Origin of the sequence: Corynebacterium sp. HMSC064E07 (assembly GCF_001815745.1) — a bacterium.
GTDB lineage: Bacteria > Actinomycetota > Actinomycetes > Mycobacteriales > Mycobacteriaceae > Corynebacterium > Corynebacterium jeikeium_D.
This window is the reverse complement of sequence record NZ_KV821815.1, coordinates 132747-148674: the sequence shown is the minus strand read 5'-3', so window position 1 is coordinate 148674 and position 15928 is coordinate 132747. Positions and strand designations below refer to the sequence as shown.

Genomic DNA, 15928 nt, shown 5'->3' with positions numbered 1-15928 from the left:
TCTTAGCGGCGGCCACGGGAAATAACTCGGGCCAGGCCCACGGTCGACAAAATGCCAAGCAAGCCCGCCAGCATTGCAATATCGAAAGTAATGGCTGTAGTCCGCAGCATGGCAGTTGTGAGGAACACTCCCACCATGGGGTAGAAGGCGGCGTCGGAAAGCACTGCGCGTGAGACATTGCCCTTGACCCGGAAGATCAGCACCACGCCCACAAGCAGCGCCACTGAACACAGAGCAATGCCAATGCCGCTAATTACCTGTACTGCGGTGGGATCGATCAATGTGTCATTCATGAGCGTGCTCCTTTGTCTTCGCCATTGGAGGCAATGCCATCCGGCAGTGGCAGACCATGGTCGACCTCAGCGGCAACACCGACGACGGCATCCGGGTCAATGAACTGGTCTGCGTTGTATTCCTCGAAGACAAATGCCTTCGGGCGGGGGACATCGCGGAGGCGGGGGACGAGGTGCTCCTCCATGTCGTAGAGGGAGTCGTACAGCGCGTCCAGGTCGGCACCGAAGATCGCGTGGATGATAAACAACCGTCCCGCATCGGTTTCACGGACGCCGCAGACCAGCGTGCCCGGGGTCATGGTGATGGACTCGGCAAAGAGAGTGACCTCAAGGTCAGACTTCACACGCAGCGGCAGTCCAATGAGCACCGGCTGCTGCTTCTGGTTCGGGCGCAGAGTATCGAGCACCACGTCCGTCGCAGCTACAACAACCTGCCAGACCAGCCAGAGGGAATAGCGGATAACGTGTAGAAACTTCATCAGTAAATACCTCCGATGGCGTTTTCAACTCCGCCGAGTGTGGCCTCGCGGTAGCCATCAATATTCAGCAGCGCATCGGCCGCGCCGGTGGTCGCCCAAGTGACGGCGCCGACCGCGACGAACATGGCCACGGAAACAATTGCCAGCATGGCGGACGGCGCAACCAGCGTTCCCGGAACACGAACCGAATCATCCACGCCCTGCATGGGTCGGCCCCAGAAGACCGCGCGCCACAGGCGAATCATGGCCAGCAGCGAGCCCAGTGAGGCAACGATGATTGCGGTGATCGCAACAATCGAGCGAGCATCGCCAGTGGCGGCAGAGGCAAAGACAATGCCCACCTTGCCCCACACGCCGGAAAACGGTGGGAAGCCCACAATGGAGAAGCTCATTGCCGCCATCACCCAGGCAACCGCTTGGTCGCGGCGAGCAAGCCCCGAAAGCCTAGAGAGCGTACCCGTACCGTAGGTCTCTTCCACCGCGCCGGAGCCCAGAATGAGGGCGCCGACAGTCACCATGTGGTGGATTGCGTAGAAAATACCCGCAGCCAGGGCAGCCTTGGCGCTGCCCCCGTCGTTAGCGTCCGTGAACGCCAACACGATCAGAATGAACGGCATACCCGTGACCATCTGGTAGGCCAGCACCTCACGCATGGTGTTCTCCGCGAGACCAGCAAACGCGCCGACCAGCATCGAGATCGCCATGATGATAATGATCGGCCAGTGCCAGGAGGGATTCATGCCCACAATCACGACGTAAATGCGGAAGAGCATGTACACCGCAACCTTCGTGTGCACCGCAGAGAACAGTGCCATCACCGCAGGGCTTGTCGACGGGTACGTCCTCGGCAGCCATGTGTGCGCCGGAACCAAACCAGCCTTCACACACAGCGCAATGATGACAATGCCCAGCGCGACCACACCCGTGCCGCCGGGGCCGCCCTCGCTGGCCATGTCGGCCAGCATTGCGATGTTCACATTGCCCGCCGAGCCGTAAATCAGCGCGACACCAATCAGCAGCACCGTGGAGGTCAAGAGGTTGACCAGCACGAAGTTACGGCCAGCAGCCAGGCGGTGCCAGGTACCGGTTACCGCGATCAGGCCATAGGACGGCAGCAGCATGACCTCCATGAACACGAAGAAGTTGAACAAATCGGCAGTCAGGAAAGCACCCGACATACCGGACAACATCATCAGCGTCAGGGAGGGGAAGAACCGCGAAGTGTTTTCGCCCGCGACGTGGGCGAACCAGTTACCGATGGCAACCACAGCCGCGGCCACACCCAGCATCAGCATGGAGAACGTGTCCGCCAAGAAAGGAATCGAGATACCACCGGGGAACGCGCCCACACCGTGGCCGACCGGGCCGTTGTCAGCGACGTAGAACATCACCCAAAACGCAGCCAGCGACGACAGTGCCGGAACGGCGATGCCCATCGTCGCGCGCATCCACAGCTTCGGCAGGATGGCTGTGACTGCCGACAAAATCAGCGGCAGTGCCGCAAACAGTGGCAGTAGTGAAGACAGAGTTGAAGGAGACATTGCAGAGGTCATTGCAGAGGCTTCTACCATTTCTCGTCACCGCCGAAAGGAGTCTCGCGCGGGAACTTGTTCGGAGCCGAAGAGACCCCTGGGGTACCGGTGACCGTGGAGTCCGAGTCCGCCGGAACATTCTTACCCGCACGACGACCAGCCGTCGACAGCTGCCGCATAGCCTCGCGGTCCTCATGGATACGAGTGTCGTCATCGCGGCCCAAACCAGCCAGTGCCAGCATGAAGGCGGTCACAGCCATGGTGATCACGATGGCCGTCAGCACGAATGCCTGCGGCAACGGGTCAGCCATCTGCTCGGCAGCGCCAGCGCCCGCAGTGGCTTCGTTGCCCAGCAGCGGCTCGCCGCGCCAGGCACCGACGCCCGTGGACAAAATAATCAGGTTGGCGGCATGCGAAATCAGAGTCATACCGATAATGGTGCGTAGCATGCCGCGCTGTAGCACCAGATACGTGCCACCGCCTGCGAGGACGGCAGCCATGATGGCGATAATCACTTCTTGGCCTCCTCAACGGTGGCATGAGCTGGGGCGGGGGCGGAGGTGCTCTCCGTTTCTGAGGCGAACACGCCCATCTCCGGCGGCACCCGCAAGCTCGAGCGGTCTGAGTAGAGATCCTGCAGCACATCGTCCGACCCAGTCACACCAGGACGGTTCGGGCCGCCCAGGAGATTCAGCGCGGTTGCCACAATGCCGATGACGGCCAGGTACACGCCGACGTCGAAAAGCAATGCCGTGGTGAGGTGCTGACCCAGGAACTCGCCGTACAGCGGTGCCAAGAACGACCCCTTGGCGAAACCGATGAAGCCCGTGCCGATAGCCGTGATGACACCCGCAGCGCTGAGCACTGCCGGGATCTTCTCGCCAAAGACCAGCTCGTCGCGGTCCTTGGACAGGTAAATCAGCATGACGGCAGCGGCGCCAATCAGCGCCGCGTTGAAGCCGCCGCCCGGAGCGGTACCGCCGCGGTAGAGAACCACAGCGGACAGGGCGAACAGAAGCGGAGCCAACCAGCGGACCAGCCAACGCATCATGATGGAGTTCAGAGCGGGCTCCGCAAGCGGGGAAGGCTGATCGAGCAGGTGCGGGAAGCGAGGCATAGACGTGACAACCGCCGCCATCGCGACACCCGCCATACCGAGAACCGCCAGCTCACCCATGGTATCGAAAGCACGGAACTCAACCAGGATCACGTTGACAATGTTGGTCTCGCCCGTGACCTTCTCAGTGTTATCGATGTACCACTGCGCGACCTCAGGCATCTGACGACGGCCAGTGAGGAACCACACCGCGCCGAACGTAGCCAAGCCCACGGCAACTGCCACAACCGCCGCCGAGGCACGGCGGTTCTGCGAGGTCTCAGAGAACGCACGTGGCTGGAAGCGCAGCACCAGCATCATCAGCACGACAGTCAGGATTTCCACCATGAACTGCGTCAATGCCACATCCGGTGCGCCCAGCAGGAGAATCTGCAACGTGACACCAACACCGGTGACGCTGAGCAGCACAGCCGCCTGTAGACGGTTCTTTGCCCGAAGCGTGGCCCACACACCAATCAGGACAACGACCAGCGGAATCATATCGGTCAGGTGGTCGATGTCGTCGATCTTCGGTAGCACCGGAGCACCGCCGACACCCGGAGCGATTGCAATGACCAGGGCGTACACCGCGAGCAGACCAAGCAGCGGCAACAGGTGACGCGACGGCTGATGCGAACGCGCCATCTTCGCCAGCGCGCGACCCACGCGCTGCGAGACGCTCAGCGACGCATTGATTGCCTCCACGCCAGTGAACGGGAAGAGCTTGCGGTCTGCCATGACGGCGCCTACGCGGGCACGAGTGAAGATGAAGCCCACGCCGACAGCCAGCACAACCACAGAGATGATCAGTGGCACATTCACGCCGTGCCACAGGCTCAAGTGCGATTCCTGAGTCGTGCCAGCCGGAAGCTGACCGACCGTATCGGCCACGCGGTCCAGCGGGCGGTTCAAAATAGCGCCGGCAGCGAAGGCGGCTGGAAGGCTAAGCACGCCAGGGATGGCAGCCGGAAGCCACAGCGAAATCGGGGCCTCAGTGATGTGGTCAACGTTGCGCGGACCATCCACGAACGCACCGAACACCAAACGTGCCGAGTACGCGAAAGTACCAATCGCACCAATTGCCGCCACTGTCAGCAGGATGACCACGCCGGTGTTGGTCAAAGGTGCGCCCTCGAATGCGGTCAGCATGCCCTCCTTCGACATGAAGCCGAAAAACGGCGGAATTGCCGCCATCGATGCCGCACCGAAAATCATCGAGCCAAAGCTCCACGGCATCTGCTTCCACAGCGGACCCAAGCGACGAATGTCGCGCGTGCCCGCCTGGTGATCAACCACGCCAGCCATCATGAACAGCGAAGACTTAAACATCGCATGCGCAATGGTGTGCACAACCGCAGCCATAATGGCGAACTTCGTGCCCACACCAATCGTGGCGACAATCCAACCCAACTGCGAGACCGTCGAGTACGCAATCAGCTTCTTCAAGTCAGTCTGCTGCAACGCAAAGTAGGCCGTGGCAACAGCCGTCCACATACCCATGACAATCAGCAGCAACTGCCACACGCGCACGTCCGCGAAGACCGTGGAAAAACGCATCAGCAGGTAAACGCCCGCCTTGACGACGGCCGCTGCGTGCAAGAAAGCCGAGACGGGAGTTGCTGCCGCCATGGCCTCTGGAAGCCAGGCGTGGAAAGGGAACTGAGCTGCCTTCGTGAAAGCACCCAGGGCCACCAGCGCGGCAATGAGACTGCGTGCTGCCGGGTTGGCCTCCCACTCAGGCGAAGCCAAAACCTCGGTGAGGTTCGTGGAACCGGTCAGCCACACAGCACCGCCGAGGGCGGCCAGAAGCAGCAGGCCGCCGGTGAAGGTCAGCAGGAGTGTGCGCAACGAGCCCAACTCGCCCGATGAGCCCGACCTTGCAATGAGCAGGAACGACGCCATCGAGACCAGCTCCCACCCAATGAAGAGGAGCATGATGTCGTCGGCAAGCACGAGGAGCAAAACCGCCAGCATGAACGCCGTCATCAGGACGTAGAAGCTCATCGCGGATTTCTTCGGCGGCAAATATGCGGTGGAGTAGATGAAGACTATCGAGCCCACCAACAGCGCCAAGAAGCTGAACACCATGGAGAGGGGATCGAGCTTCAGCGCAAACGCCGCGTTCAGTTCCGGGGACCAGACGCGGGACCAGGTGAAGGTGGTGCCGTCGAGAATATCGCCCGTTACACGCGAAAGCTGGACCACCGACGCGAGAAAAAACGCGACGATGGGCCAGCCTGCGTGACGACCAAGAAGCTTCACAAACAGCGGGGTCAGCGCCAGGGCAACCGCGACCAACAGCGAAACCGAAAGGAGGGTCAGGCTGTTGGCGGAAGTTTGGGCTGCTTGGGTGGCTTGAACTGCTTGAGCTGCTTGAGCTGCGAGCGTTGTTGCGTGCTCTGCGGAGCTGCTTGCTTGGGGGGTAATCGTTGCCGGGGCAGAAAGAACGGAATCTAAAGAATTCAATGTTGCCGATACGCCGCCGGACGCAAACTCAGAAGCCAATGTCTGGTCTGGTGGTGCGGTCGCCGACGGCGGACTGGCTGTAAAGGAGCTGGCTGATGCCAGAGCTGTTGCCAGGTGCGTCACTTGGGGGCTACTTTCACATTGCTGTTAAAAAGGTTCGTACTTCTACAGACTAACAGCCACGAAAATGCTCCACGCGGGGTGAAAGGGGCATTTGGGGGAGCGGGGAAAGTCTCTGTGGATCCAGTAGTGAAAATACATAGGAACGAGTGATGAACGGGGCGTCGGTGGGAGTTACTGACTGCGTTTATGTCTGGTGACGTTGGATTGATCCGAGTTACTGACTAGGTTTATGACAAAAATGGCCCGAAAAATGGCTTGAAAGTGTCATAAACTCACACAGTTTCACATTTGCAGCCCCGGAGTTTTCGGGTTGACAGTTTTGCCACGTAACTCCGGGCTGTGGTGCTGCCGCAGTTGGGGCCTGACTAGTCGCTACCTTGAGAACTGGACGCACTCTTTGGCTATCAACCCTGAACCGCGGCAAAAAGTAGGGTTCAGCAGCCAACGACGAAACCCTCCCTCGCCCGGATAACTCCAGGTGAGAGAGGGTTTCTACTTGGTCGGGGTAGCGGGATTTGAACCCACGGCCTCTTCGTCCCGAACGAAGCGCGCTACCAAGCTGCGCCATACCCCGAGGCCGCAGACACGAACTGGGAACATACGTCTCAGTGCTGTGCTTGCGAGGACTTACTTTAGCCCGACGCTGAGTCAGAATGCAAAACGCCTGCTTAACGGGCTGTGGGAACAAGCCGCGGTCTCCGCCGCGCCCTTACAAACTACGAACTGCACCCCGACGGACTACGAACTACGAATCCCGCTCCACAACCTCAATCAAGGTCGCGGATGGGCGGCAGAACAAGCGCACCGGAGCGTAAGGGGAAGTGCCAAGGCCATTGGAGACATGCAGCCATGTCTTCTCGGTCCAGCGCGACAACCCCGAGGCCCGCGAGCGGTCGATACCGCAGTTGGTCACAATGGCCTTCCCGCCGGGCAGGCACACCTGGCCACCGTGTGTGTGACCAGAAAGCACCAGGTCGTAGCCGTCTTCCGCAAAAGCATCCAACACGTGGGGCTCTGGCGAGTGCGACAGGCCGATAGCGATGTCGGCATCCGCATTCGGAGCACCGGCGATCTGCGAATAATCCTCCAACTCGTGATGAGGGTCATCTACACCGGACAGCGCCACCTTCACGCCACCCGCCACAAACTCCAGCCGGGCATGGGTGGCATCCTGCCAACCGTGCTCGATAAACGCAGCGCGCATGCCGCGCCACGGCAGCTCTACGCGCGAGGGCTTGCGCTTCTTGCCCGTCAGGTACTTCAACGGGTTGACAGGCCGCGGCGCGAAGTAGTCATTCGTGCCGAACACGAAGGCACCCGGACGGTTCAGCAGGGGGCCGAGCGCTGCGAGGACACTGGGGACGGCCTTGTCGCTGCCCAGGTTGTCGCCGGTATTAATCACCAGGTCAGGGTTCAGAGCATCGAGGCTGGCAACCCACTTCTGCTTCAACTTCTGGTCGGGGAGCATGTGGAAGTCGGAGACATGCAGAATCCGGAAAGGCTCACCCTCGCGCTTTCCCACCCGGGCGAGCGTGCCGGGTGCCAGCACGGGAACTTGCACACGGTGGAGTTTAAATGCACGCAATTCGATTTGGTTCGCGTAGAGGAACGTCGTCAAGCCGAGCGTGGCGAGAGCTGCGGCAGACCGCAGAATTTGGTTGGAAAAAGCGCGCGATGTCATGACAGAGACACTATCAACTACAGCGGTAATCTAGGGCGTATGAGTGAACTGAAGAACACAATTGTCTCCGATATGACCGCCGCGATGAAGGCCCGCGACAAGGAAACCGTTGCGGCGCTGCGCATGCTGAAGGCCGCCATCCAGACCGAGGAGGTTTCCGGCTCCAAGCACGAGCTCACCGATGACGAGGTGCTGCGTGTGATTGAGCGGGAGGTCAAGAAGCGTCGCGAGTCCGCTGAGATGTACGCCGAGAACGGCCGCCAGGAACTTGCCAACGCCGAGCTCGCCGAAGCAGAGGTTTTCGCCCGCTACCAGCCGGAACAGCTTGACGACGACGCCGTGAAGAACCTCGTCGCAGAATCCGTGGCCGAGGTTGCTGGCGATGACGCGCCGAGCATGAAGATTATGGGCCAGGTTATGAAGGTGGCTAAGGAAAAGGCCGCTGGCCAGGTCGATGGCAAGCGGCTTTCCGAGGCCGTTAAGGCTGCCCTGCAGGGCTAACCACGACCCTTCGGGGTTCTTTCCAGTGCCGCGGTGACTTTTAGCAAGTTGCCGCGGCCATTTTTTTAAACCGGCAGCTTCTAGAACGGCAGCAGCGGAATCAGATCCCGCAAACTCGGCGCCGGCGGAGTGTTTGGCCGAGGGAACTGCGGTAGCGGATCCGGTCGGGGCGTCGTCGACTCCGGTCGCGGCGACGGCGCTGGTGGCGGGGTCGGACGACGCGTGCCATCGGCCACGCGGATTGTGACGGTGCCACCCTTGAGAAGCAGCGGTGGCTGATCCAGTCCGACCACGATTCCGCGCGACTCACCCGTGTGGGACACTGTACGTTCCTCTACCTTGTAGCCAGCCTTCTTAAGGGTCTCCCGAGCCTCGGCCTTCTGCATGCCCACCACATTCGGCATTTGGGTGATAGAGGTGCCCAGGCCGTAGTCCGAATCCAATGGGGGGAGATTCTTTCCGCCGTAGTCCTCGATAATTGGGCCGACTGCGCCGAACCATGTCCGCGCGGGCTCACGACCACCAAAGAGGTTGCCGCTCGGGCACTGGCGCAGCGGTGACGTGCACAGCTCCGTGACAGTCGGGGTGTCATTGTAGGCGTACACCGATCCGGCCAGACCGCCGGTGAAGCCCAGGAATGCCGCGGACTGGTTCGACTCGGTGGTACCGGTCTTAGCCGCGACTGGGCCGCCCCAATTCAGCTCTTTCGCGGCATCCTTCGCCGTGCCATCGGTGGCGTCATTGCTGAGCGCATTAGCAATCGCGTGCGCGACCCCCGGCTCCACTGCCTGCTCGCACGGTGGCACATTCAGCTTGACCGCATTGCCCTTGGAGTCCGTAATCGACTCAATTGGAGAGGGCTCGCACCAGCGGCCATTGCTGGCCAAGGTGGCAGCGACATTGGACAGCTCAAGGTTATTCACTGACGTCGGCCCCAGCACGAACGAGCCGAGCTTGTGCTCCGAGACATAGTCCGCCACCGAGGACTCACCATCAAAACTGCCCGGCTCCGTGTATGAGCGCATGCCCAGGCGTACCGCCATGTCCATCACGCCATCAACGCCGACCAGCTCCGAAATCTGAATAAAAGGAGTATTCGGCGATCGCGCGAGCGTCTCACGCAGTGACATCGACGGCGGGAAACTGCCTACGTTCTCCACGCAGTACAGGCCCGGCGGGCAGCCCTCTGCGCCACCGGTGCCCAGCCCGGAGGCCTCATAACGACGTGGCACCGGGAAGTGGGTGTCAATACCCAGCCCCTTTTCCACTGCCGACGTCGCCGCGAAAATCTTAAAAATCGAGCCTGCGCCATTGCCTACCGGCGTAAATGGCTGCGGCTGCACGGTCTGCATTTGCTCCGCATCGAGGCCGTATACGCGTGACGACGCCATCGCGAGCAACTTCCTGGAGTCATCCCCAGGCTCAAGCAAACTCATAACCTCAGCTGCGCCATCCGCCGTCGGTGACGCCTGCTGACGCAGAGACTCCTGCACGCTGTCCTGCACACGCGGGTCCAGTGTGGTCTTCACATGGAAGCTACCGCGCTTCAGCTTTTCGGCATCAATACCGTGGTTCTCCAGGTAAGAGACCACATAGTCACAGAAGAAACCGCGATCGCCCGCCGCGATGCAACCCTGCGGCAGGCGCTGAGGCTCCGGAAGAATACCGAGATCAGCTGCCTTGGCGTCCTGAGCCTCCTGCGGGCCAATTGCCCCCGTGGATTCCATAGCCGCAAGCACGTCGTTACGCCGTGCATGCGCACCTTCCGGATTTGTATACGGATCGAGCCCGGAAGATTGCTGAACCATGCCCGCGAGCAGAGCGGCCTGCGGGACATTCAGATCGGACGCGGGAATGCCGAAGTAGGTCTGAGCTGCAGCTTCCACACCGAAAGCGCCATTGCCGAAGGGGACCAAGTTCAGGTACTTAGTCAGAATTTCGTCTTTCGTCAGCTCATCTTCCAGATCCAACGCGATGCGAATCTCGCGGATCTTGCGGCCATAATCCGTGGCAGTAGCAGCGCGGCGCTCCGACTCCGACTGCGCGTCCACGAGCAGCGTGTGGTTCTTAATCAACTGCTGCTCAATCGTGGAGGCGCCTTCCTGCACCGACTGAGACATGAAGTTCTTTACCGCCGCACGAGCAGTACCCTTCCAGTCCACACCAGAGTGCTCATAAAAGCGCCTATCCTCCACGCTGACCAGCGCGTCCTTCATAGCTGGCGAGATGCGTTCCGACGGCACATTAAACCGCCTCTGATCATAGAGCCACGCAATTGGCTGATCATTACGATCCGTAATAGTGGTGACCCCCGGTGCGTCCTTAGAAATCACCGACCGCGACGCCGACGCGAATTCATCAGCCGTGCGCGCAACGAGGTAGGCCGAGCCGCCCACAAGAGGAAAGAGGGCGCTGGCCATAATCAACGCTGCCAACACAGTGGCAACGGAGAGCTTGAACAGCGTCGAACCTTTATTCACAGCAATCAGACTACAAGGTAGGGCGGATTGAGCCGAAGTGGGTTTTCGAAAATCCACCTAGTGACATGCCAGGCGAGCCCAGAAAAACGCCTGGCGAGCGGGGGAGGGGTGCTACGAATGCCCTTACAACACCGCGCAACTCGTCGTGTGGTGGTTTCTGGAAAAAGATTTTCATAGTGACGCAAATCACCCCCGTGCTTTTGTTGGAAAAAGTTGCCCCACCTGCATCGTTATATTTAGAGCTGCGCCACGTCCACCCTTCTAGTGTGACCCAATCGACATTATTTGGGTGGTGTGAATAGACTTACAACAAAATTTCAGCACTATTTAGTTGAAACTATTTCGAAATAACGAAAATCGCAGGCACGAGGAGGCTACAATGACCGCCACGATTCCAGATCGCAACCGCACTGCTACTACGCCAGAATACGAGCTCGGTGTAGAGAGCTTCCGCGATCGCCAGGAGTGGGTCCCGCGCGCTAAGTGCCGCGATATTGACCCGGATAAGTTGTTCGTTCGCGGCGCCGCACAGCGCGAAGCCGCAGTTATCTGCCGCCACTGCCCAGTGGTTCTGCAGTGCCGTGCCGACGCTCTGGATAACCGCGTCGAGTTCGGCGTCTGGGGTGGCCTGACCGAGCGTCAGCGCCGCGCAATGCTGCGTGAGCACCCGGAAATTACTTCGTGGGCCGACTTCTACGCTGAGCAGTACGCAGCTCAGCGCAAGGCAAAGCTGGCTAAGTAAAAAAACCGAACTTAGGCCGAAGTAAAACTGAACCCCCAGCGCGCGAGGCTGGGGGACAGATAAAGTAGCTCCCATGACTACTAAATGGGAATACTTCACCGCACCGCTGCTCATTCACAACACCAAGGCCATCCTGGACAACTTTGGTGAGGACGGCTGGGAACTCGTCACCGTTCTCCCAGGCCCGACCGGCGAAAACCACGTTGGTTACTTCAAGCGCCCAAAGGCTGACTAATTACCTCGGTGTCTAGCACCTAACTAGCAACGGCGGTTGTGCTTTCGATTGGCAGCTGACTCACGGTTGGCTGCCATCTTTCTTTGGCCGGCTTTATTCGCCGGGCCCTAGCCGCCGTGGAAAGGCTTAACTTAAATGAGCAACTCTGAATCTCGCACTCCTTCCCAAGCCCTCGAGGACCTCGGGTTTACCCTGCCTGCCGTTGCCGCGCCAGTTGCGGCCTACGTACCCGCAACGCGCACGGGCAACCTTGTTTTCACTTCCGGTCAGCTCCCATTCGTAAACGGTGAGCTCACCCACGTCGGCCACGTCGGCGCGGAAGTCACTGCTGAGGAGGCCAAGGAGGCCGCCCGCACCTGCGCTCTCAACGCTTTGGCCGCAGTCGATGCCGAGGTCGGTCTCGATAATGTCACCCGCATCGTGAAGGTCGTCGGCTTCGTCAATTCCGCCGCCGGATTCACTGGTCAGCCGGGCGTTATCAATGGAGCCTCGGAACTCTTCGGCGACGTCTTCGGCGAACGCGGCCAGCACGCCCGCTCCGCAGTGGGTGTGAATCAGCTTCCGCTGGACGCACCCGTGGAAGTCGAGATCATCGTTGAAGTAACCCAGTAGATGCTGTATTTGCTGTCGTGACCAGTGGGGATGTTGCGTTCTCCGGGACGTCGTGAAGCGTGCTTACACCCAAATGAGCCGAATTGGAGGGCGTAGCCCGCTCCCCGGATTGCACAACCACGTAGGATAGAGGACATGGAGCATCCTGCGTATAGCCAACTGCGTCAGATTTCTCAGTCCGTGGGCGTCGTTCTGTGCCCGAACCCCAGCTACTCTTCGCTGGAGGGTACGAACTCCTACGTTATTAAGGCTGAGGGGGATAGCCGCAGCATTGTCATCGATCCGGGTCCGGAGGACGAGGGACACCTGAACGTCCTCCAGCGCTATGCCGGCGACGTTGCGTTGATTCTGCTGACGCACCGTCATGGCGACCATGCTGATGGCGCCGCACGTTTCCGTCAGCTCACCGGCGCGCCGATTCGTGAGCTGGAGTCTCAGTACTGCGCGGGAGGTCAGGATCCGCTTGTCGACGGCGAACGTATCGTCCTCGACGGAGTGACTCCGCAGATTGAGGTCGTGGCAACCCCTGGTCACACCGCTGATTCTGTCTGCTACTTCATCCACACTGGTGATGGCGAGGATGATGTTGAAGGCATCGTTACCGGTGACACGATCGCTGGCCGCCACACCACTATGATTTCGGAGACCGACGGCGACCTGGGTAAGTACATGGAAACCCTGAAAATGCTGGATTCGCGCGGCAAGGGTGTTCGTCTGCTGCCTGGTCATGGTGCTGACCTGCCGGACATCACTGTAATGACGCAGAAGTACATTGAGCGTCGTAAGCTGCGCCTGCAGCAGGTGAAGGATGCCGTTGCCAAGCTGGGCGACGAAGCTACGGTCGACCAGATTGTGGATGAGATTTACACGGATGTCGATCCGGTGCTGCGTCATGCTGCTGAGCAGTCGACTCGTGTGACCCTGCGCTACCTGCGCGATCACGGGGAGTAATTGCTGGGCTTCGGCTTTGGCTTCGGCTTGGGCTTCGGCCGGTTGCTGGGCTGGTCTGGGCTGGGCTTAATTGAGACTGGGCTGAAGCCGAGCTTGAGTGAAGCTGAGCTTGACTCACCGCATGAAAAGAGCGTGTGACCTGCAATTTTGCGGGTTGCGCGCTTTTTGTTTGGGCTAGTGCCGGTTGGGGTGGGCTAGTGCCGGTTGGGTGGGTTGGCCTCGTCGGGGCCAGCTCAATCACTTATCGATGAGGTATCCACTTGTCGATGAGCTATAGCGCGCGCACAAGTGAACAGCGCATCGATAAGTGATTGATGCAAGGAGAAATCGGTGAATGGTGCATCGATAGGTGCCGGGAAAGCATCGATAAGTGGCAGAAAAGCATCGATAAGTGCGCCAAACTTGGCCGGCATGCCAGGTCAGCATGGCAGGCCGGCATACCAGGTCAGCATGCCAGGCCAGCGGGGGAAGACAACAAAAATCCCGCGAGCCTCATGCGTTTCATGTGCTCCTACGGGAACCGAGGATCCAAAAGCAGAGGCTGCGGGATGTGAGTCGTTTGGGCAGCGCCGCAAGCGCCACAAGCTAACGTGCGCCACAAGCTAACGTGCGCAACAAGCTAACGTGCGCGGCGGGCCAAACGCTCCGTATCGGAGATGAGCACGGACTTGCCCTCAAGGCGAATCCAGCCGCGGTGGGCGAACTCTGCCAGAGCCTTGTTAACGGTTTCCCGGGAGGCACCGACGAGCTGTGCGATTTCCTCCTGAGTCAGGTCGTGGTTCACGCGGAGAGCAGAACCTTCCTGAACACCGAAGCGATTGGCCAGCTGAAGCAGGGACTTAGCAACGCGACCTGGGACGTCGGTGAAAATGAGGTCAGCCAGTGAATTGTTGGTGCGGCGCAGACGGCGGGCCAGCATGCGCAGCAGCTGAGCTGGAACATCAGGGTGTGAACCAACCCATTCCTGCAGCTGATCGGCACTCATGGACGCGGCGGAAACTTCGGTGACGCAGACCGCCGAAGAGGTGCGCGGGCCCGGGTCGAAGATGGAGAGCTCGCCGAACATGTCGGACGGGCCCATGATGGTCAACAGGTTTTCACGACCGTCGGCTGAGCGACGAGCCAGCTTCACCTTGCCATCAATAATGATGTAGAGCCGATCGCCCGGCTCACCCTCATTGAAGATGGTGGTTCCACGCGGGAAGCGAACCGTCTCGAGCTCGCCGAGCAAGGCCTGCACAGCCTCCTGGTCGACTCCCTGAAATACACCGGCCCGGGAGAGAATCTCCTTGACGTCATCCACGGTAAAAATCTCCTGTCTTTGGCCACTAACCACCGTAAATACAGGCCAGCAGCCGCCAAATTAGCACTCGACTACAGATTGCAGTGGCCAAACAGGAAGAGAAACTACCCCGTCCCACTAGTCCCACTACTTTCGGTCTTTCCCGGTAACGCCGCTGCCAGCTTTCAAGGCAGGTTCATCCCTGGGCGAATTTCACGACAAATCGCCTCTACAGATGCATCCCAAAACTACGCCGTCACCAAGATGTGATAAGCACCACTGTAGCAAAAGAGCCACTGCGCCTGTGGGGAATTCTGGTGAAAAGCCGCTGAACTGTGTATTTATAACTAATAATTCGCTAACGGTGTTCCAAGATGTGGTGGGGCATGACTTCTTTGGTTTTTGACCGAATATGCCCGAGCTGCTACCGGTTCCATCCGCATCCCGGACGAATCGAAGGATTCGGCCCGCGAAAGGTGCGCACGCGAATTGCAATCCGGGGTAGCCGATACACTACGACCATGGATACGACCGGCAAGGCATCGTCGATAAGCAAGCACCAGGCGACGAGCAAACCCCAACCCACGCACCCGCAGGGATCCCTGACGTCGAAGAAGCGTCGGGCGGTGGGGGCGCATCCGGCGGCGCGGGGGAAGGAGACGCGCCTGGGCATGGTGCGGCGTGCGCGGCGGATTAACCGCACGCTGGCGGTGGCGTACCCGAATGCGCACTGTGAGCTGGACTTTCGTAATCCGTATGAGCTCGCGGTGGCGACGATTCTGTCGGCGCAGTGTACGGACGCGCGGGTGAATATGACTACGCCGGCGCTGTTCACTAGGTACCCCAGTCCAGCCGATTTGGCGGTTGCGAACCAGGAGGAGGTTGAAGAGCTCGTTCGGCCGACGGGTTTCTATAGGAATAAGGCTGCGAACATCATCGGTTTTGCGCAGGGGCTGATGGAGCAGCACGGCGGCGAGGTGCCGGGCACGTTGGAGGAGCTGGTGAAGCTGCCGGGCGTAGGGCGAAAAACAGCGAATGTGGTGCTGGGGAATGCTTTTGGGGTGCCGGGGTTGACGGTCGATACGCATTTTGGACGTCTGGTGCGGCGCATGGGTCTCACGGAGCAGGAAGATCCGGTGCGCGTGGAGCACGAGATGATGGAGGTGCTGCCGCGCGCAGAGTGGACGTGGTTTTCGCATCGCCTGATTTTCCACGGGCGCCGGGTGTGCCATTCGCGCCGGGCGGCGTGCGGGGCGTGCTTCTTGGCGGCGGATTGCCCGTCGTATGGCGTCGCGGGTCCGGCGGAGCCGGAGACGGCGGAGAAGTTGATTAAGTCAGACGACAGGGAATGGCTTCTCTACCTGGCCGGTCTTAATGACGGCTACAGTGGGGAGGAACTTTCCGCGCTTGACGACGGGGATAGCGCACGCAACACCACAGCGACACAGGACTAGT

The 15928-nt window shown here is 60.0% G+C and carries 14 protein-coding genes and 1 tRNA gene; 6 read left to right on the top strand and 9 right to left on the bottom strand.

What is annotated here, in order from left to right; translation table 11 throughout:
- Window positions 1-2 precede the first annotated feature (2 nt).
- The 7 genes from HMPREF3053_RS06425 to HMPREF3053_RS06395 all read right to left on the bottom strand — a co-directional run bounded on the left by HMPREF3053_RS06425 (window position 3) and on the right by HMPREF3053_RS06395 (window position 7670).
- A complete protein-coding gene (locus HMPREF3053_RS06425) occupies window positions 3-293 on the bottom strand; it encodes a monovalent cation/H+ antiporter complex subunit F (RefSeq protein ID WP_005511667.1) in 291 nt (96 codons plus the stop codon).
- A complete protein-coding gene (locus HMPREF3053_RS06420) occupies window positions 290-772 on the bottom strand; it encodes a Na+/H+ antiporter subunit E (protein ID WP_016421915.1) in 483 nt (160 codons plus the stop codon). Before HMPREF3053_RS06420 ends, HMPREF3053_RS06425 begins: the two co-directional genes overlap by 4 nt.
- The gene (locus HMPREF3053_RS06415) at window positions 772-2313 is read right to left on the bottom strand and encodes a monovalent cation/H+ antiporter subunit D family protein (RefSeq protein WP_070767460.1); all 1542 of its coding nucleotides are present in this window, start codon (window positions 2311-2313) and stop codon (window positions 772-774) included. Before HMPREF3053_RS06415 ends, HMPREF3053_RS06420 begins: the two co-directional genes overlap by 1 nt.
- Window positions 2314-2336: 23 nt before the next feature.
- Window positions 2337-2819, bottom strand: coding sequence for a sodium:proton antiporter (locus tag HMPREF3053_RS06410; RefSeq protein ID WP_038627412.1), 483 nt, complete (start codon window positions 2817-2819; stop codon window positions 2337-2339).
- Window positions 2816-5722, bottom strand: coding sequence for a DUF4040 family protein (locus HMPREF3053_RS06405; protein ID WP_070767461.1), 2907 nt, complete (start codon window positions 5720-5722; stop codon window positions 2816-2818). The genes HMPREF3053_RS06410 and HMPREF3053_RS06405 overlap by 4 nt, the downstream gene beginning before the upstream one ends.
- A 764-nt stretch (window positions 5723-6486) precedes the next feature.
- A tRNA-Pro gene (locus HMPREF3053_RS06400) sits at window positions 6487-6563 on the bottom strand.
- A gap of 171 nt (window positions 6564-6734) precedes the next feature.
- Window positions 6735-7670 carry a metallophosphoesterase gene (locus HMPREF3053_RS06395; protein ID WP_016421919.1) on the bottom strand — a complete coding sequence of 312 codons (936 nt, stop codon included), beginning with the start codon at window positions 7668-7670 and terminating at the stop codon, window positions 6735-6737.
- Between the two features lie 39 nt (window positions 7671-7709).
- Here HMPREF3053_RS06395 and HMPREF3053_RS06390 point away from each other — a divergent pair, with 39 nt between their 5' ends.
- Entirely contained in the window at window positions 7710-8171 is a 462-nt protein-coding gene (locus HMPREF3053_RS06390; RefSeq protein ID WP_070767445.1) for a GatB/YqeY domain-containing protein, read from the top strand.
- Window positions 8172-8251: 80 nt separating this feature from the next.
- Here the strand turns inward: HMPREF3053_RS06390 and HMPREF3053_RS06385 are convergent, their stop codons facing one another.
- The gene (locus tag HMPREF3053_RS06385) at window positions 8252-10660 is read right to left on the bottom strand and encodes a transglycosylase domain-containing protein (protein ID WP_070767459.1); all 2409 of its coding nucleotides are present in this window, start codon (window positions 10658-10660) and stop codon (window positions 8252-8254) included.
- Between the two features lie 370 nt (window positions 10661-11030).
- Between HMPREF3053_RS06385 and HMPREF3053_RS06380 the strand changes: the two genes are divergently transcribed.
- The 4 genes from HMPREF3053_RS06380 (at window position 11031) to HMPREF3053_RS06370 (ending at window position 13191) form a co-directional block, all read left to right on the top strand.
- Window positions 11031-11393, top strand: coding sequence for a WhiB family transcriptional regulator (locus HMPREF3053_RS06380; protein WP_038627417.1), 363 nt, complete (start codon window positions 11031-11033; stop codon window positions 11391-11393).
- Between the two features lie 73 nt (window positions 11394-11466).
- A complete protein-coding gene (locus HMPREF3053_RS10995) occupies window positions 11467-11628 on the top strand; it encodes a Sp36 family protein (RefSeq protein ID WP_005511670.1) in 162 nt (53 codons plus the stop codon).
- A gap of 135 nt (window positions 11629-11763) precedes the next feature.
- On the top strand, window positions 11764-12240 hold the full coding sequence (locus HMPREF3053_RS06375; protein ID WP_070767444.1) for a RidA family protein: 477 nt from the start codon (window positions 11764-11766) through the stop codon (window positions 12238-12240).
- A gap of 135 nt (window positions 12241-12375) precedes the next feature.
- Entirely contained in the window at window positions 12376-13191 is an 816-nt protein-coding gene (locus HMPREF3053_RS06370; protein WP_070432015.1) for an MBL fold metallo-hydrolase, read from the top strand.
- Window positions 13192-13810: 619 nt separating this feature from the next.
- Here the strand turns inward: HMPREF3053_RS06370 and glxR are convergent.
- A complete protein-coding gene (gene glxR, locus HMPREF3053_RS06365; RefSeq protein ID WP_005511668.1) occupies window positions 13811-14494 on the bottom strand; it encodes a CRP-like cAMP-activated global transcriptional regulator GlxR in 684 nt (227 codons plus the stop codon).
- A 500-nt stretch (window positions 14495-14994) separates the two neighbouring features.
- Here glxR and nth point away from each other — a divergent pair, with 500 nt between their 5' ends.
- Window positions 14995-15927: an endonuclease III gene (nth, locus tag HMPREF3053_RS06360; protein ID WP_370550406.1), complete on the top strand. Its 933-nt coding sequence runs from the start codon at window positions 14995-14997 to the stop codon at window positions 15925-15927.
- Window position 15928: the final 1 nt, after the last annotated feature.